Genomic DNA, 16,994 nt, shown 5'->3' with positions numbered 1-16,994 from the left:
GATTTTTTGCAAATTTACTAAAGTTATTTTCCACGATTAACTATATTTGATTTTTTAATGAATAAATTAACAAAAGTTTTTATTGACGAATTAATTTTATAAAATTCCTTCTAAATGTACCACAAAATCAAGTTAGTAATTGTTCTCTTTTTTATTAGTTTAAGTAGTTTTTCACAGGAAGGAATACCAATATATTCAGATTATTTGTCAGATAATTATTATTTGATTTTTCCATCAATGGCCGGTGCAGCAAATTGCAGTAAACTAAGACTTACTGCAAGAAAGCAGTGGTTCGATCAGGAAAATGCTCCTGCACTCCAGACGTTAAGTTATAATGGCAGAGTAGGAGAGCGGTCAGGAGTTGGTGCTATACTTTTTAATGACGTAAACGGATATCATTCTCAACTCGGTTTCAAGGCGACTTATGCGCATCATATACTGTTTTCGAGAGATGAAGTAGATTTGAATCAGTTATCTTTTGGGGTTAATGTTGGAGTTAATCAAAGCCAGCTGGATGAAACTGAATTTCAGAATTCTGGTGATTATGATCCAGCCCTTGGAAACATACAGCAGCATGCTTCCTATTTTAATTTAGATATTGGAGCATCTTATAATTTACTTGATTTTAGTTTGAATGCAGTTATTAAGAATGTTTTAGAAACACGCCAAAAACTTTATACCGAATATGAAAGCGACAATTTGAGAAAATTCGTCATTAGCGGCGGTTATATTTTTGGGAATCCTGATAAGGTTTTGTGGGAGCCTTCTTTGTTGTATCAGTATGTAGACAAAACAAAGGAAAGTGCATTGGATATGAATATTAAAGCGTATAAGAATTTAGAAATGGGACAATTGTGGGGAGGCTTGTCTTATAGAAAAAGTTTTGATGGCGCTGAATTTACTAATGGCGGAGGTACTAACAGTCAGAAATTACAATATTTAACTCCTGTTTTAGGTTTTAATTACAAAACCTTTATGTTTGCTTACACATACACCCATTTATTAGGCGAAATACAATATGGTAATTCTGGATTTCATCAGCTTACTTTAGGGTTTAACTTTTCATGCAGGCCTCAAAAGTACGATTGTAACTGTCCGGCAATTAATTAATTATAGTTTTAAAATGGTAATAAAATCTGTTAACGGTAAAACACCGAACATACCAGAAGATTGTTATGTGGCTGAAAATGCTACTATAGTAGGTGAGGTCACTTTTGGCGCAGAATGCAGTGTGTGGTTTAATGCCGTAATCCGTGGGGATGTTAATTTTATTACAATTGGTAATAAAGTTAATATACAAGATGGGGCAATTGTTCACTGTACTTATCAAAAGCATCCTACTATTATCGGTAATAATGTTTCTGTCGGACATAATGCGATTGTTCATGGATGTACAATACATGATAATGTACTAGTTGGAATGGGAGCAATAATTATGGATAATTGTGTTGTAGGCAGTAATTCAATTGTGGCAGCCGGGGCCGTAGTTACCCAAAATACCGTTATAGAGCCAGGTTCTATTTATGCTGGTGTGCCGGCTAAAAAAGTAAAGGATATTGACCAGTCCAATTTTGCTGGAGAAATAGAACGTATATCCAATAATTATGTGATGTATTCGAGCTGGTTTAAAGAGTAAAGCAATTCGAGTTAAATATTTATTTTTTCAAAGAAAGAAGCTTTATAACTTTCGCTGATAGGAATTCTTTTATCTGTTATCAGTACTTTGTTTTTTTGAATTGATTTTACATGTTTAATATTGATAATATACGAACGGTGAATCCTTGCAAAGCCTTTAGAAGACAATAAATTTTCCAATTTTATTAAACTGATCAGCGTTAATGTATATTTATTGTCGCTGGTGTAAATTTTTACATAATCTTTCAGTCCTTCGATAAATAAAATTTCAGAAAAATTAATTTTTACATTCTCATATTCAGCTCTGACAAACATAAAATCATGTTCAATTTCTGGTGCATTTGTTATTTGGTTTGGTGCCGAAAGGCTTTTTGGAGCAAAAATCTGCTGTGCACGCAATACTGCTTTTAAGAATCGGTTGAAAGGAATTGGTTTTACCAGATAATCTACAGCACCAAGATTAAAACCTTCGACTGCATAATTAGAATAAGCGGTTGTAAATATGATCAATGGTTTTTTTTCGATAGCATTGATAAAATCAATTCCAGAAAAATGTGGCATTTCTATATCTAAAAAAATTAAATCTACATCTGATTGATTAATTATTGATATCGCATCTATCGCATTAGTAAAAGTGGTTACCAGTTCGAGTGAATCTACTCTTCCAACAAATTCAACCAATAAATCTACTGCTAATGGCTCGTCGTCTATAATAACACATTTCATATTTCCTCCTGTTTTTATAATGTTGGTACAAATGTATTTGTTTATGACTGAATCTGGTCTAATTGTAAAGTCAAATGGACGGTATATTTTGAATCTTTAGTTTTTAAATCCAGCTGATGTGTGTTTGGATAAAGCAGATTAAGCCTGTTTTTGATATTTGCCAAACCAATTCCTGAATTTTCAGGATCTTTTTTATTGTTCTCAATTTTATTTTCTATCCAAAAAGAAAATACATTTTCTTCAATAGTAATTACAATTTTCACATAAGCAGCTCCTTTATAGTCGGTTCCGTATTTGAATGCATTTTCTATAAATGAAATCAATAGCATGGGTTCTATAAACTTATCTTTAGTGTTGCCATGAATGTTTATACTAATGTTTTCAATATTATTAAGCCTTAATTTTTGTAACTCAATATAGTTTTTAATATAATCGATTTCCTTTTCGAGCAAAACATATTTATTATCTGTTTCATACAGCATATACCGCATCATTTCGGATAAAGTTACGATAGCATCGGGAACCAGATCCGATTTTTTATGCGCTAATGAGTAAATGCTGTTTAATGAATTAAATAAAAAATGAGGATTTGTCTGGGTTCTCAAATAGTTTAATTCAGTTGCAGTTCTTTGGCTTTCAGCAATCAATGTGTTTTGCTGGTCATTGTAAAACTCAGATAATGTTTTGATTATTGTACTTATTGCTATAATTAAAATATAAAAGACTGAAGGTACAATTTTGAAGAAAAAAGGCTGCTCCCGTCTGTGCATCCTATGATTAATATTATCATATGGATAAGGAAATTTTTTGAGATTTATGCTATTCGGAGATCGAAATTCTCTAAATTCTCGAAAATCTGGTGTGAAAAATTGGTGTCTGATAAGCATGAAAGCGACAATCAGTACCAATATTATACAGATATAATAAACGTATTTTTTTTGTAAAAGAAAATTAGTTACAAGATATGTGTAATTAAGATAAAATAGGGCTATTCCAGTAAACCATTGAATGAAGAAATCGGTATTAATGTGACTAGGACTTTCATAAAACTGAATAAGTGAGGTACTGATAAAAAAACACCAAATGGCACTATGTATCAGTATTTTATTGGAGCCGCTATTTTTTATTGACACGAAGTTCATCTACAATTTTATTTTTAATAAAATTAAATCATTTTTTGTAATGGTAGGGGAATTGTTAGAGTTCAATTTTTCTAGTACCAATTCTCCCACAGCTAAAGCTTCTTTTTCAGTTTCAAAACTTTTGGACTCACTAATTACAGGTATAATTGACTGTTTTATAATTATTTTACTATTATTGGTAATTTGGTAGCCCCAGCCGTTAACCGTTTTTATGGATTGAATTTCTAATCTCTGTTCTTTTCTGCAGAAAATAAACAGCAGCAGTCCAATTATAAAGATAATCAGACTAAAATTTAAAATATATGACAAATTCTTCTGGGATTTTTTCCAGAAGAATTTGTCGTTACAATTATTAATTATCATCGTCATTTTGCTCTTCTTTTGGTTTAAATTCCCATACATCGTCAAAATAAGAAGTTCCTGATTTTCCTAAGGCAATGAAGCCTCTTTGTCCATCTATTGTAATTCCTACAGCATCTGATCTTCCTGATCCTTCAAGTGCAGTTTTGGTTGTCCAAATATCAGTTTTAGGATTGTACTCCCAGATAGTATTGCCGCTTGATCCGCAGGCAATATAACCTAATCCGTCTATAGTAAAGCTAGACGCATTGGCTCTTGTAATCGAATAAGTGTCGTGATCGCTCTCATCATCATCAAGATCTCTTTTTCTGGTCCATACATCTGTACTAGGATCGAATGCCCAAAAATCCACTTGATTGACACCGCTGTTTATTCCTGTTCCTAAATAGGCAATGTCATTAATTACAAATACAGTAGCATTTCTTCTTTTGTTACCGCTAAATCCATTTACCTGCGTCCAGGTATTATCAGTGTCGTTATATTGGTAAAAATCTTTTAAATAATTACCGTCATATCCAGTTCCAAAATAAGCTTTACCGCCCACTTGAAAACCTACAGCACTATAACGTGCTGTTCCTCCAAAATCTGCTTTTTGAGTCCAGGTATTTGTGTCTGGATTGTATTGGTAAAAATCTTTTAATTTATTAGTTCCATCATAACCAAGACCAATATATCCTTTTCCGTTTAATTCAAATCCGCTTGCAGAGCTTCTGGCAATACCTGTAAAATCTGCTTTTTGTTCCCAATAATCGCCAGTAGAATTGTAAGCCCATAAATCTTTTAGATATTCATCTCCTGTATAACCAGTCGTTACATAAGCAAAAGTGCCAATGACAAAGCTGGTTGCACTTGATCGGGCTGGACCGTCAAATGCTGATTTTTTCACCCAGTTTCCTAGTGTTTCTTCATCATCATCATTACTGCATCCAATGAAAATTAAGCTGATAAGTAATGTGGTAATAAATATACCTTTTTTTAAATGTTTCATAATGTGCATGGTGTTTATTAAAGTTTGTATTTAATGCTTATAGAAAAAACGCCTCCGTTTTTTAAAGTCTGATTTATTTCAGCTGTTTTATTTTCATCCGAAAATTTAAATTCTTTGTTTGTCGAATACCCTCCTTTGAAATTAACAAACCAAGAAGTGTCTATGTTTCTTTCATATTGAAGTGTGGTTTCCATCTGTGAAAATCCAGCTCTAGCCATACTTGTTTTATCATCTGAAATTAGGTTAGGATTCAGGTTGTAAACGCTTCCGCTAAAGTCATTTCTTAAACTAAACGAATCACGAATTGAACTAGAATAGGATAATGCTGTATTTGGAAAACCTAATTTTAATGAAACGTCCTTGTTGAATTGATGATTAAAAGCAAATGTTGGCAGTAGTTGAGGTTTCCCAAAAACAGTCATTCTTTTTATTCCCAAATCAATACTGCTGCTGTTGCTTATTGTCTGACTAATTTCAGCGCCTCCCAAAATTGTTGCATCGGTAATGCTGATACTATTCTGAAAGTTAACAGTAGGCTCGAAGCTTAAATTCAATTTTGTTTTTTTTGAAAATTGATGTGAAAATTCAAAAGCATTGCTAAAACTATTAAAATGAGTATTGCTGTAATTAGTGTTATAGTCTGCTAATAGATAGGTTTCTATTTCGTCAGTAATTGTTGTGCTCTTGTATTTAAAAGTATTTGTCAATTTAGTTGCAGCGCTGATGTCTTTAAAAAACTGCATTCCAATTTCAGTTTGTTTTATTGAGCCATTATCTATTGGTTCAGTTTTGGTATTAAATTCAAGAATATATCCATTTTGCGCATAAGCACTAAACAGCGGAGTTAGAATTAGAATCGTAATAAAGTTGTGTATTCTCATTATTTAATTATTGGTTCAAAAGTAGCTGTGTTGTTAATTAATAAAAAAGAATATATATGCATGGCTTCATTTTATAGACAAATTGGCTATTATATGGGCTGAACCTCTATTTTGGGCAGATTTGCAGTATGTAGACTGATTTTTTGTTTTTATAGATAGTTTTTCGGGGCTGGTATATGTTATTAGGACTGCTGGAATGGGGGCTTATATATTTGCTCAAAAAATAGATATGTACAAGTTCTTGTTTTTAATTTTTTCGGCTTTGTTCATTGTTTCTTGTGACTCTGATGCAGATCAAGGCGATTTTGTTGTTGGAGCAGATTATTTAGCGATAAAGAATAAAGTGATTTCTATAGACACTCTTACTATAGATGTTTCTACTATTAAAATGGATTCTTTGGTTACTTCAAGTGAAAGCAGAATTTTAGTAGGGAATTATGATGATCCGCTTTTTGGAAAAATAAAGTCAGATAGTTATTTCCAGGTTTCGGCAAATTCTTTTAGTCTCATTAGTCAAAGTTCAGATACTGATGCTACGGGATATGTTTTCGATTCCATAGCAATGATCATGAGATATGACGATTACTATTATGCTGATACGACAAAGGTTCAAACGCTGAATATTCATCGGGTATTGAAGAATTTTAAGCCCAATGTTAATGATAATAGTTTTTATAACAGTTCCAGTCTCGCTTATAATGAGACTAGTTTAGGAACGATTACTTATCGTCCCAAGCCCATAGGCAAAGACAGTATCAATATAAAGCTGAGCAATGAATTTGGAACGGAACTTTTTAATAAGTTTAAGAATAATGAAATAGAAAACTCAACAGATTTTACAGAGTATTTAAAAGGATTTGTGTTAAAATCGACTTCTGCTTCATCTTCTAGTATAATTGGATTTAATATGTCCAGTGTACTTCGTCTGTATTATTCTAAAGGGAAAAAAGGAGAGACTGGAGATGATTATGTAATGGATTTTACAATATCTGATGCAGCTAAGCAGTTTAATGCTGTTTCATCTGATAGAACTGGAACCTTAATTCAGGATTTGCCTTTGTCCAAAATGAATTTGTCCAGTATATATACCGGCAACAGTGGATTCATTCAGTCGGGCACAGGAATAGCGTGCAGAATTGATTTTCCTAACATAAAACAATTAAAATATATCTCGGAGAAAGGAGCTATTGTTGATGCAAAACTAATGCTTAAGCCTGTTAAAAATTCGTATTCCGAAATGTTTCCGCTGCCTAAAACCCTTAGTATTTATGTGGTTGATAAATTAAATCGGACAAAGTCAGTTCTTACAAATTCCAGCGGCGAAACTGTAGTCGCAACTCTGAATACTGATAATGATGAATTTGACGAGAACGTTGGCTATCAATTTTCTCTTGGTTCTTTTTTACAAAAAGAAATGCTAAAAGAGTCGGATTCTAAAAGCGGGCTGCTTTTTACTCTGCCAGCTTTATCTAAAGTTGTCGGGAGGGTTGCTCTGGGCGATCAGACAAACAAGGAGAGTAAAATTAAATTACAAATTTATTATATAACATATTAATGAAAAAAAGTGGATCGTTTCTAGTTTTAGCTTTTTTTGCTTCTTTTTGGTCTTATTCCCAAAGTATTGCAACATCTCCATATTCCCTTTTTGGATTAGGCAGTATGTATGAAAGTAATTTTGGATTAACTGCAGGATTGGGCACAGCGGGAATAGCTTTGCCTTCTGATGGTTTTATCAATAATAAAAATGCTGCATCTTTAATTAATCTTCCTGCCAATAATTTCTTTTTTGAAATCGGCGGTACTGGACTTCAATCGTCTTTTGAAAATAATCTCAAAAAAGAAAACAGAAATAATTCTCAGTTTTCACATTTTGCTTTTGCTTTTCCAATTACTAGTAAATCTGCTTTTAGCATAGCAATGATGCCGTATTCCAGTTCTTCTTTTAAGATTTCTGGATTAAAAATCCCGATAATTGACGGCAGCAGTGAATATTATTATTTGGATGTATTGGGAACAGGAGGTCTGAATAATTTAGATTTAGCATATGCTTACAAATTGAGTAATAAATTATCATTCGGTTTTTCTGCTTCGGTTCTTTTTGGGAATACTACAGATAAAAGAAGTTATATCATTAATAATTCGGTTACAAATATTGATAACAAGATAAGTTATGGTGGTATTCGGCCTGCTTTAAGCTCGCAGTTCAAAATGAATCCATCATTGACTTTGGGATTAAATGTAAAATCACCAGCAAGAGTAAATGCTGCCAAAACTCAATCAGTTAGTGTTGTGAATGATTCTGGGACTTCAGATATTGAAACAGATCAGCTGTCAGATACGGATGATTTTTATTTGCCTTTGGATATTGGATTCGGAGTTAATAAATCATTCAAGAATAAATTTAATGTGGCTTTTGACTATGAAAAAAGTTTCTGGAGCGCTACGAATCAATCCGATATGTATGGTAATTTTTCCGATCAGGAAAAATTTTCATTGGGTTTTTCATATTTAAAAGCAAAAACATCCAGAAACTATTTTGACAGAATAAAGTTTGTTGCAGGAGCTCACTATGATACAGGTTATTTGGTTGTAAGTAATAATAAAATTGAAGATAAGAATTTTTCTATTGGCGCTTCTTTCCCATTGGATCATTTATCATCAGCTTTATTCATTTCCTATACTTATGGAAGTAAAGGGCAGATAACTAATTCACTGATACAGGAAAATTATCATAAACTGACACTGAACCTTAATTTAGACGGTATCTGGTTTGTTAGAAAAAAGCTGGACTAGTTTAGAAATCTTTTTTTTCAACTTTGTATTTGTTTTCTAGAATTTCGGTCAGAACTTTTGGGCTTGTGTTTGTGTAAAAAACAGGCTCACTTTTTTCCGCAGCTGAGAAACCAACTTTATCACTGAGGATTTTTTGGGTTTGTCTGGCAACAGCCTGCCCCGAATCAATGATGTGAATGTGTTCTGGAAGAATTTTTTTTATCTGAGGTATTAAATACGGATAATGACTGCAGCCTAATACGAGATAATCAATGTTTTCTTTAATCATTGGGGTAAGATAGGAATGAAGTAATTCTGTCATTTCTGGAGAATCGATTTTACCGTCTTCTATCAGTTGGACTAAACCATGGCCTATTTGTTCGATAATTTTAGTGTCCTGGTATTTCTCTGTTGTTTTATTAAAAAGTTCGCTGTTAAGTGTTCCTTTTGTGGCTAGTATTCCTATTGTCTGTGTTCTGGAGTTAGTTGCTGCAGGTTTTATGGCTGGTTCAATGCCAATAAACGGAATGCTGTATTTTGCTCTTAATTCCTGAATTGCATTTGTAGTGGCTGTATTGCACGCAACAACAATTAATTTACATCCCATTTCTATCAATAAATCAGTGTTTTTCATGCTTAATGCAATGATCTCATTTTTTGATTTTTGTCCGTAAGGAGCATTTTTGCTGTCTGCAAGATAAATGGTTTGTTCGTTAGGCAGTAATTCATGAATGGCTTTCCAGATAGATGTTCCTCCAATTCCTGAGTCAAAAACACCAATAGGGTTATTGTTTGTCATGCTTTTAGATTTAAAAATAGAGCGTTATTTACAGCTGTTTTTTAGAAATTGTTTATTGATAATTGTTTACTGTCTAAAGTGAAATTCAGTAGAATAAATATACTGCATTTTAGACCATAAAAAAAACTGCTCACTCTAAAATAGTTTAGTGTGAGCAGTTTTTAAATCTTTTTTTAGATTAAAAACCTAAATCTTTTTTTACGTCAACAGTAATATTTGTTCCGTCTGCAAGTAAAAGATTAGTGCTGTCAAGTACATACTGGAATCCTTTTGCTTTACCAACTTTTTGGATAGAAGCTTTCACTTTTTCCATAATTGGTTTCATGATTTCACTTTCTTTATTTTGTAATTCTTTTTGAGCGTTGTCTCTAAAGTCAACTATTCTTTTTTGCATATCTTGAACTTCTTTTTGACGTTCTTGATTTACAGCCTCAGTAACTTTTGTAGATTCTTCTTCGTATTTTTTTAATTTTGCTTGGTATTCTTCAACCATTTTTTTGTAATCAGCATCATAAGTAGTACCTAACGTTTGTAATTGCTTTTGAGCATCTAATATAGCCGGCATTTTTCCCATAATTTCATTTACATCAACATGAGCCACTTTTGTTTGAGCTTTTGTAATTTGTGTAGCCCCTATAAATAGTATTGCAGCAATTAGTAAAGTTTTGAATTGTTTCATTGTTTTAAATTTAGTAATTAATTAGTATTTATTATTTCTTTTTTATTTTACTTCATTCGCTTTTTTAAGCGCTTCTTTCTCTTCTATTTCTTTTAATCTCTTTTCTTCGAGCGCTTTTCTGTTTGCTTCTCTTTCTTCTAGTATTTTTTTTCTTTTTTCTTCTAATGCTTTTTTGCGTTCTTCCTGCGCACTTGGTTTGACTTCTTCAGTTCCTGTTTTAGCTGTTTCTGTACTTACAGATGGATCTGTAGTTTTTGTATCAGTGTTTGATGGCGCAACAACTGTGCCATTTTTTTTGGCTTCTTTTTCAGCTAACAGTAATTTCCTTTTTTCTTCGTATTTTTTTTTAGCTTCTTCTTGTGCTGCTTTTTTATCGGCAACCAGTTTCTCTCGTGCAGCCTGTTTGTCTAATATCACTTTTTCTCTTGCAGCCAGTTCAGGGTTTTCATCTATAGCATCTTCTTTTTCTTCTTTGAGCTGTTCTTCTTTGAGCTGTTTTTTAGTTAATTGTTCTCTTTTTTCAGTTCTGTTTAATATTCGGATTACCTGATCACTAATGTCAAATCTTTTTGCTGCGAAAAGGATAGTTAGATGTGAAGATTTATCAAATATAAAGTCGTACTTTTTTGCCTCAGCAATATCTTGAACCGCAGTGAAGACTTGATCTTGTATGGGTTTTACTAAACCTGCTTTCTGGATTATCAAATCTCCGTTTGGACCAAATCTTTTTTGCTGGTAATCTAGTTTTTCGGTTTCAAGAAACTTTATTTCGGTTTCTCTTTCTTCTATCAATTCAGCCGTTAATAAAGGTTTTTCTGCTTTTAGAGCTTCATTAAGTTTATTAATTTCTAATTTTTTTGTTTCAATTTCCTGCTTCCATTTTTGAGCCTTTTGTTCTAATTGAGCTTTGGCTTCGATATAGTTTGGTACATTCTGTAATATGTATTCCATATCAATGTAGCCTACTTTATTTCCTCTGGTCTGCGCATTAATTGCTGTTGAAACAATTGCGGATAAAATTATAAATAAAAATTCTTTTCTCATAATTTTTAATTTTAGAAATTTTAAACCAAATTCACTTAAAACTGTTGTCCTATTATGAAATGTGTTTGCCATCCGCTTGGTTTTATCTGTCCAGGAACAGCATCATAACCATAACCAAAATCAATTCCTAATAAACCAAACGCTGGCATAAATACTCTTAACCCAACTCCTGTAGAACGATTTAAATTGAAAGGCTGATAATCAGATAAATTAGCATATGCCTGACCAGCTTCTGCAAAAGTTAAGGCGTAGATAGAGGCAGATTGTTTTAATGTAATTGGATAACGCAGCTCTAATGAAAATTTATTATAAATGGTCGCTCCATAGGAATCTCCATTTGAATTGGCAGGCGTCAAAGATCCATTTTCATACCCTCTTAATCCTATATTTTGTCTTCCGTCTATAGAACTTCCAGCCATACCGTCTCCTCCTAGATAGTATCTTTCAAAAGGAATCATTCCTCGATCCTGATTATATGCTCCCAAAAATCCAAATTGAACTAAACTGCGTAATACTAATTTTTTATATAAAGAGGTGTACCAGTCACCTGTAAACTGTACTTTATAGTATTCAAGCCATTTGTATTTTTCCTGATCTACTTTTCCAGGATCAGCAACAGCATCTTGATAATTATCTACTTTATTTGCGACAGTTCCTGAGGAAGGCAGTTTGTCTAAGTAATCACCAGTAGAAACAACTCTGTCATTGTTGTCTACGTATGATGTTCCAGCATATTTATATTTATATTTCTCTTGTTGTCCTAATGTCGCATAATCGATTCCATTGAAAAGCGAATATGGAAGAGTGAATTCACCAGTTATTGAGAATTCCGAACCATAAGTTGGGAATATTGGATTGAGTCCTTTGCTGTTACGTGTTAACCCTATATTGTATGATAGATTCTTTGAACTTCCGTTTGCAAAGGTAAATAAGCCGTAATAGTAATTATGCAGATCGTATTGCTGGAACCTTACCGATTGAGATAGGGTAAAATAGTTATCTGGAACAGTCAGTCTTTTTGCCATACCTACGGATAATGACATAATGTTAATGTATTTTGATTTGTCAATTCTCTGTGTTTGATAGTTAGAGCTGTACTGCTGGCTAAAAGCAAATGAAGTACTAAATGAAACAGGTTTTTTTCCTCCAAACCAAGGTTCTGAAAAAGATAAACTATAAGTCTTGTAATACGAACTTGCCTGTAAACGCAATGCTACCTTTTGACCGTCTCCCATTGGAAGAGGGCGGTAAGCATCTTTATTAAACAGATTTTTTGCCGAAAAGTTATTGAATGATAACCCAAGAGTTCCTACGAAACCACCTCCGCCATATCCCCCTTGGAGTTCTATCTGGCTGGCTCCTTTTTCTACAACATTGTATTCAATATCTACAGTTCCAGCTCCAGAATCAACATTTTTGAATTTTGGTTCTATTTTTTCAGGGTCAAAAAAGCCTAATTGACCAATCTCTCTAATAGTTCTTACTAATTCTCCTTTGTTATATTTTTCTCCAGGTACTGTTCTTAACTCACGATAAATAACTTCGTCGTTTGTCTTATCATTTCCTACTACAGTAATTTTATTGAAATAAGCAATTGGTCCTTCGGTAATACGAATTTCAAAATCAATTTTATTATCTACTGTTTTAGTTTCTACCGCATTAATGTTTGAGAATAAATATCCATTGTTTTGGTATAAATTGGTTATATCATCACCATCTGGTTTAGATTTGTCAGCAATTCTTTCCTGTAATAGTACCCCGTTATATACGTCTCCTGTATTAATACCAAGCATGCTTCTTAAGCCTTCGTCTGAATATACTGTATTACCAATGAACTTAATATTACCAAAATAGTATTTAAGTCCTTCTTCAACTTTTATTTTAATATAAATTGCATTTTTTTCTTCATTATATGCAACAGAGTCGCTTACAATACGGGCATCGCGATATCCAATTTTTTTATAGTTGTTGACTATTTTTTCCAAGTCTTCTTGGTATTTGTCCTCAATATATTTTGATCTCTTTAAAAAGTTGATGGAGTTTTTGACTTTTGTGTTCTTCATTGAACTTAAAAGTTTTTTTCTCGGGACTTCCTTGTTTCCTTCAAAATCAATCTTATATATTTTTATTTTGTCGCCAACATCTACTTTTACGAGCATGTTTACCTCGTTAGACTTTAAGGTGTCTTTAGATGTAGTTATATGAACTTTGGTATTGAAAAAACCATCTTTTTTGTATTTTTTCTCAATGTAATTTTTGGTAGTTGTAATTAAATTTTCAGTTACAATTTTACCATTTGTAAGACCATTATCCTTAATAAAAGTTTCGGTTTTGCTTTTTGATACTCCAACAAATTTTACTTGATTTATTTTAGGCAGCTCTTTTATGTTTAAGTCAAGGAAAATGCTGTCATTTTCTATTCTGTTTACATAAAAAGATATCTCGTCAAAAAGACCAAGTTTTCCAAGTTTTTTTATGGAACTGCTGATTTGTTCACCAGGAATTGTAATTTCCTGTCCTTTCTCTAATCCGGCAAATGTCACAACGGTCTGTGGGTTGAAACTTATGTCTCCAACAACTTTTACATCTCCCAGTATGTATTTTTTACCTTGGTCAAAAGGCACCCTGTCCTGTGCTTTAATTTGAGTGAAAGTTCCTAATATTATAAAGGTAAGGACTAGTTTTATGCTTTTATGTAACACTAAAAAATTATTTAATTTGTTCGCTTGTTTTTCCAAATCGACGTTCTCTTTTTTGATAACTAATGATAGCTCCATATAAATCTTCTTCCTTAAAATCAGGCCATAACACATCAGTAAAATATAATTCTGAATAGGCTATCTGCCATAACATAAAGTTACTTATTCTATGTTCACCACCAGTCCTTATTAATAAATCTACATCAGGTAAATTATGCGTGTAAAGATGCTCATTAATAATTGAATCGTCAATAGTGTCTATTGAAATTATATTATTTTTAACTTTATTGCTTATTTCTTTTATTAGATGTGTTAATTCTTCTCTAGATCCATAGCTTAGAGCAAGGGTTAGTGTCATTTTTGTATTTCCTTTGGTCTGCTCAATACAGTCGGATATTACTTTTTGAGCAGCAGCGGGCAGTTTGTCTATGTTGCCAATAGCATTCATTCGAATGTTATTTTCCAGCATTGATTTGAGTTCTTTCTTTAATGATCGTACCAATACTTTCATTAAAGCTTCTACTTCATATTTTGGTCTGTTCCAATTTTCGGTTGAAAAAGTATATAACGTGAGGTATCTGACTCCTAAATTGGAGCACTCTTCTATGATTTTTGTTAAAGATTCTGAGCCGCTTTCGTGTCCAATTGTTCTTAGGAATCCCTGCTGTTTTGCCCAGCGACCGTTTCCGTCCATGATAATGGCTACGTGTCCGGGAATATTGTCTGTATTTATTTCGTTTTTTAGCATCTTTTTTTAATCTGCACAGTAACATGGTTTTTCTCCAAAAGTATAAGTTAGTGTTATACCTGAGAAAACATACCAGTCATTATTATTTAAATTTCCAAATTTTGGTAAACCGCTGTCACTAGGATTACTGCCATCTATATTGTCTGTAAATGAATATCTTGCTCCAGTCTCCAGCCCTATAATAAAACTTCTTGATAAATTAGTTTTAACACCTAAGGTTATTGGAATGGCAATTGTACCCTTTGAACTGTTTTTTTTTGTTTTTCCTGATTCTATATATAGGTCATCATAAAATAAATAGCTTAGACCTGTATATACATAAGGAGTAAATTTTGGTCTTTCCTGATGCAAATTAAAATCAAAAAAATTAAATTCAATTCCAGCTGCTAATTCTTTTATGTTATTTGTAAAGCTGTATCCTCTGTTGTAACGGCCTGGTTCTTTTGAGTTACTGTCATCACCTGAAATTTGTGACTGAGTATACGAAAATCTATAAGCGTGCCTTGGGCTTCTGTTCCATTTATACAAAATGCCAAAAGCAGGTTCATTTGGGGCAATATAAGTTGTTGAGCCTACATCTCCTATATAATTACTCCCTCCAAGAAAAATTCCTATTTCATGTATTTGAGCATGAATGGAATTAATCATGAAAAAGCATAGAAAAGAAATGAAAATTTTCCTCATATAATTAATAAATTGCCTGCAAATATAATAATAATCAATAGTATTCAACATTCATCCGATGAATACTGTCTTTTTTTAGACGAGATCTCTTATTTAAAGTATGAATCTCTTAATTGTAACGATAAAATGATTTATTCAGTATATGATTTTTTAATTTCTTCTATCTTCGCCCCAAAGGAGTTTTGTTCTTAATGTTTTAAAGAATGTTTCTCCTGGAATCTCTACCATGTTTATTTCAAAATCAGTTTTTTTGATGCTCAGAACAGAATCATTTTTGACACTCATAATTCTAGAATCCAAAGAAACTAAGTATTGTTCTTCTCTTCCCGATACTTTTAATCTGATTTCAGTTGTATCTGGAACGACCAGTGGTCTTGCATTTAAATTATGTGGAGCAATTGGTGTAATTACCAGACTTTTTACATCGGGTGTCAAAATTGGACCGCCACAGCTTAGTGAGTAGCCGGTTGTTCCTGTTGGAGTGGCAATAATTAGCCCGTCCGCCCAGTATGAATTTAGAAACTCATCGTTTAGATATGTGTCTATAGTTATCATCGAAGTTGTGTCTTTTCTGCTTACTGATATTTCATTCAGTGCAAAATTAAGTCCTTCAATAGCTGTATTGTCTGGAGAATAGGATATGCTTAATAGGGTTCTTTTGGAAATTTTATACTTTTTATCAATAACAATCTGCATGAAGGCGGCAATGTTTTCCTTTTGTACCGTTGCCAAAAAACCTAATCTGCCGGCATTTATGCCTAATATTGGAATTCCGGAATTTCGTACCAGTGTTACAGCTCTTAACATCGTGCCGTCGCCTCCTATACTGATCAGCATGTCAAAACTGGAATCTAAAACATCATGAGAGGAAAAAGTTTTATACTCTTTTTCGATGATTTTTTTTTCATACAGCATGTTCAAGAAATCGGATTCAATAGCCATTTCTACATTATTATTGTTGAAAAATACAAAAATGTCTTTTATAATTGGTTCTGTGCTAACCAAATAGTATTGGCCATAGATAGCTACTTTCATTTTTTTGATTTTTTTGATTGTTATTGATTTGGGGGCTTTTATTCAATAACTACATATTCAGGTATTTGTCTAAATAATCCGAACGTTCTTTAAGGCTGTTAATGTAATTGTCTTCGTTATGCTCTGAAATGATATCGTAATTATATCTTCTGAAAGTCTGAATAATTTCGTTCAAAGAACCAACGCTGATTTTAAGAGTAATTTCGATAGTATTTACATCTGAATTAGAAATAAACAGTCCTAAAAGTTTGCCATTGTTGCTTTCTACAATCTGTGTTATTTGACTCATCGAATAGTCTATAGCATTTTTACTAACAATAATAATAGCGCCTGGTTCTTTTAAAAAAGGGGCTTCATGAAAAAATTTAATAACATCTTTAATTTCATAATACCCAATATATTTATTGTTTTCATCTAGAATAGGAACCAGATTAGCATGGTTTTTTGCAAAAACTTCCAAAACATCCAGCCAGATCATATTTGCTCTTGCAAAAAAATGTTCTAGAGTATATCTGTAATCAGTGATTTTTTTATCACTGTCAAAGGTTTCAACATCATCGGCTGCAATGCTTCCAATGAAAACTCCTTCTTCAATAACTGGAAAATGCGAAAAGGTTAAGCCGTCAAAAAAATCCTGAACCGCTCCAATAGTTTCTTGGGTGTCAATTGCTTTGTAGTCGTTCGTAATGTAATCTTTTAAATCAGTCATAAATTTTCGCTCAATAAACGATGCAAAATAATCAAAAATAAGCTAAATATGCTACCTTTTACTTTGTATTTTTGTGATTTCAAAATAATAATG

Annotated in this window: 17 protein-coding genes; 4 read left to right on the top strand and 13 right to left on the bottom strand. The window is 32.6% G+C overall.

Annotation, left to right across the window (positions count from 1 at the left end):
• The first annotated feature begins 114 nt into the window (after positions 1-114).
• Positions 115-1,110, top strand: a complete 996-nt coding sequence (locus OZP07_RS19140; protein ID WP_281636363.1) for a PorP/SprF family type IX secretion system membrane protein — start codon at positions 115-117, stop codon at positions 1,108-1,110.
• A gap of 13 nt (positions 1,111-1,123) precedes the next feature.
• A complete protein-coding gene (locus tag OZP07_RS19135) occupies positions 1,124-1,636 on the top strand; it encodes a gamma carbonic anhydrase family protein (protein ID WP_281636362.1) in 513 nt (170 codons plus the stop codon).
• A gap of 11 nt (positions 1,637-1,647) precedes the next feature.
• Here the strand turns inward: OZP07_RS19135 and OZP07_RS19130 are convergent, their stop codons facing one another.
• The 5 genes from OZP07_RS19130 to OZP07_RS19110 form a co-directional block, all read right to left on the bottom strand.
• Entirely contained in the window at positions 1,648-2,361 is a 714-nt protein-coding gene (locus tag OZP07_RS19130; protein ID WP_281636361.1) for a LytR/AlgR family response regulator transcription factor, read from the bottom strand.
• 41 nt (positions 2,362-2,402) lie between these two features.
• Positions 2,403-3,131, bottom strand: coding sequence for a sensor histidine kinase (locus OZP07_RS19125; RefSeq protein ID WP_281636360.1), 729 nt, complete (start codon positions 3,129-3,131; stop codon positions 2,403-2,405).
• A gap of 372 nt (positions 3,132-3,503) precedes the next feature.
• On the bottom strand, positions 3,504-3,872 hold the full coding sequence (locus OZP07_RS19120; RefSeq protein ID WP_228520896.1) for a DUF4907 domain-containing protein: 369 nt from the start codon (positions 3,870-3,872) through the stop codon (positions 3,504-3,506).
• Complete coding sequence (locus OZP07_RS19115; protein WP_281636359.1) at positions 3,856-4,851, bottom strand: Kelch repeat-containing protein; 996 nt, start codon at positions 4,849-4,851, stop codon at positions 3,856-3,858. The genes OZP07_RS19120 and OZP07_RS19115 overlap by 17 nt, the downstream gene beginning before the upstream one ends.
• A gap of 17 nt (positions 4,852-4,868) precedes the next feature.
• On the bottom strand, positions 4,869-5,732 hold the full coding sequence (locus OZP07_RS19110) for a DUF6268 family outer membrane beta-barrel protein (protein ID WP_281636358.1): 864 nt from the start codon (positions 5,730-5,732) through the stop codon (positions 4,869-4,871).
• A gap of 229 nt (positions 5,733-5,961) precedes the next feature.
• On the opposite strand from OZP07_RS19110, the gene OZP07_RS19105 reads away from it, so the two are divergent.
• Both OZP07_RS19105 and bamG read left to right on the top strand, forming a co-directional pair.
• The gene (locus OZP07_RS19105) at positions 5,962-7,287 is read left to right on the top strand and encodes a DUF4270 family protein (RefSeq protein ID WP_194641934.1); all 1,326 of its coding nucleotides are present in this window, start codon (positions 5,962-5,964) and stop codon (positions 7,285-7,287) included.
• On the top strand, positions 7,287-8,525 hold the full coding sequence (bamG, locus tag OZP07_RS19100) for a BamG family beta-barrel-assembly machinery protein (protein ID WP_281636357.1): 1,239 nt from the start codon (positions 7,287-7,289) through the stop codon (positions 8,523-8,525). Before OZP07_RS19105 ends, bamG begins: the two co-directional genes overlap by 1 nt.
• A 1-nt stretch (position 8,526) precedes the next feature.
• Here bamG and murI read toward each other — a convergent pair whose 3' ends face one another.
• From murI to OZP07_RS19060, 8 genes are all read right to left on the bottom strand, one after another.
• On the bottom strand, positions 8,527-9,303 hold the full coding sequence (gene murI / locus OZP07_RS19095) for a glutamate racemase (protein ID WP_281636356.1): 777 nt from the start codon (positions 9,301-9,303) through the stop codon (positions 8,527-8,529).
• Between the two features lie 178 nt (positions 9,304-9,481).
• A complete protein-coding gene (locus OZP07_RS19090) occupies positions 9,482-9,982 on the bottom strand; it encodes an OmpH/Skp family outer membrane protein (protein ID WP_281636355.1) in 501 nt (166 codons plus the stop codon).
• A 42-nt stretch (positions 9,983-10,024) separates the two neighbouring features.
• Positions 10,025-11,026: an OmpH/Skp family outer membrane protein gene (locus tag OZP07_RS19085; protein WP_281636354.1), complete on the bottom strand. Its 1,002-nt coding sequence runs from the start codon at positions 11,024-11,026 to the stop codon at positions 10,025-10,027.
• A 35-nt stretch (positions 11,027-11,061) separates the two neighbouring features.
• On the bottom strand, positions 11,062-13,803 hold the full coding sequence (bamA, locus tag OZP07_RS19080; protein ID WP_281636353.1) for an outer membrane protein assembly factor BamA: 2,742 nt from the start codon (positions 13,801-13,803) through the stop codon (positions 11,062-11,064).
• On the bottom strand, positions 13,736-14,473 hold the full coding sequence (gene uppS / locus OZP07_RS19075) for an undecaprenyl pyrophosphate synthase (RefSeq protein WP_194641864.1): 738 nt from the start codon (positions 14,471-14,473) through the stop codon (positions 13,736-13,738). The genes bamA and uppS overlap by 68 nt, the downstream gene beginning before the upstream one ends.
• A 6-nt stretch (positions 14,474-14,479) precedes the next feature.
• Entirely contained in the window at positions 14,480-15,157 is a 678-nt protein-coding gene (gene porG / locus OZP07_RS19070) for a type IX secretion system protein PorG (protein ID WP_281636352.1), read from the bottom strand.
• A gap of 150 nt (positions 15,158-15,307) precedes the next feature.
• Positions 15,308-16,192 carry an NAD kinase gene (locus tag OZP07_RS19065; protein WP_194641862.1) on the bottom strand — a complete coding sequence of 295 codons (885 nt, stop codon included), beginning with the start codon at positions 16,190-16,192 and terminating at the stop codon, positions 15,308-15,310.
• Between the two features lie 49 nt (positions 16,193-16,241).
• Positions 16,242-16,901, bottom strand: a complete 660-nt coding sequence (locus OZP07_RS19060; protein ID WP_281636351.1) for a CBS domain-containing protein — start codon at positions 16,899-16,901, stop codon at positions 16,242-16,244.
• Positions 16,902-16,994: the final 93 nt, after the last annotated feature.

Origin of the sequence: Flavobacterium marginilacus (genome assembly GCF_026870155.1) — a bacterium.
GTDB lineage: Bacteria > Bacteroidota > Bacteroidia > Flavobacteriales > Flavobacteriaceae > Flavobacterium > Flavobacterium marginilacus.
This window is presented reverse-complemented; position numbering and strand designations above follow the sequence as displayed.

Coding starts and splice junctions, on each gene's coding strand:
- bamG (WP_281636357.1), top strand. CDS start 7,287: ATGAAAAAAAGTGGATCGTTTCTAGTTTTAGCTTTTTTTGCTTCTTTT.
- OZP07_RS19110 (WP_281636358.1), bottom strand. CDS start 5,732: ATGAGAATACACAACTTTATTACGATTCTAATTCTAACTCCGCTGTTT.
- OZP07_RS19060 (WP_281636351.1), bottom strand. CDS start 16,901: ATGACTGATTTAAAAGATTACATTACGAACGACTACAAAGCAATTGAC.
- uppS (WP_194641864.1), bottom strand. CDS start 14,473: ATGCTAAAAAACGAAATAAATACAGACAATATTCCCGGACACGTAGCC.
- OZP07_RS19085 (WP_281636354.1), bottom strand. CDS start 11,026: ATGAGAAAAGAATTTTTATTTATAATTTTATCCGCAATTGTTTCAACA.
- OZP07_RS19105 (WP_194641934.1), top strand. CDS start 5,962: ATGTACAAGTTCTTGTTTTTAATTTTTTCGGCTTTGTTCATTGTTTCT.
- murI (WP_281636356.1), bottom strand. CDS start 9,303: ATGACAAACAATAACCCTATTGGTGTTTTTGACTCAGGAATTGGAGGA.
- OZP07_RS19115 (WP_281636359.1), bottom strand. CDS start 4,851: ATGAAACATTTAAAAAAAGGTATATTTATTACCACATTACTTATCAGC.
- OZP07_RS19130 (WP_281636361.1), bottom strand. CDS start 2,361: ATGAAATGTGTTATTATAGACGACGAGCCATTAGCAGTAGATTTATTG.
- OZP07_RS19135 (WP_281636362.1), top strand. CDS start 1,124: ATGGTAATAAAATCTGTTAACGGTAAAACACCGAACATACCAGAAGAT.
- bamA (WP_281636353.1), bottom strand. CDS start 13,803: ATGGAGCTATCATTAGTTATCAAAAAAGAGAACGTCGATTTGGAAAAA.
- OZP07_RS19120 (WP_228520896.1), bottom strand. CDS start 3,872: ATGACGATGATAATTAATAATTGTAACGACAAATTCTTCTGGAAAAAA.
- OZP07_RS19125 (WP_281636360.1), bottom strand. CDS start 3,131: ATGCACAGACGGGAGCAGCCTTTTTTCTTCAAAATTGTACCTTCAGTC.
- OZP07_RS19065 (WP_194641862.1), bottom strand. CDS start 16,192: ATGAAAGTAGCTATCTATGGCCAATACTATTTGGTTAGCACAGAACCA.
- OZP07_RS19140 (WP_281636363.1), top strand. CDS start 115: ATGTACCACAAAATCAAGTTAGTAATTGTTCTCTTTTTTATTAGTTTA.
- porG (WP_281636352.1), bottom strand. CDS start 15,157: ATGAGGAAAATTTTCATTTCTTTTCTATGCTTTTTCATGATTAATTCC.
- OZP07_RS19090 (WP_281636355.1), bottom strand. CDS start 9,982: ATGAAACAATTCAAAACTTTACTAATTGCTGCAATACTATTTATAGGG.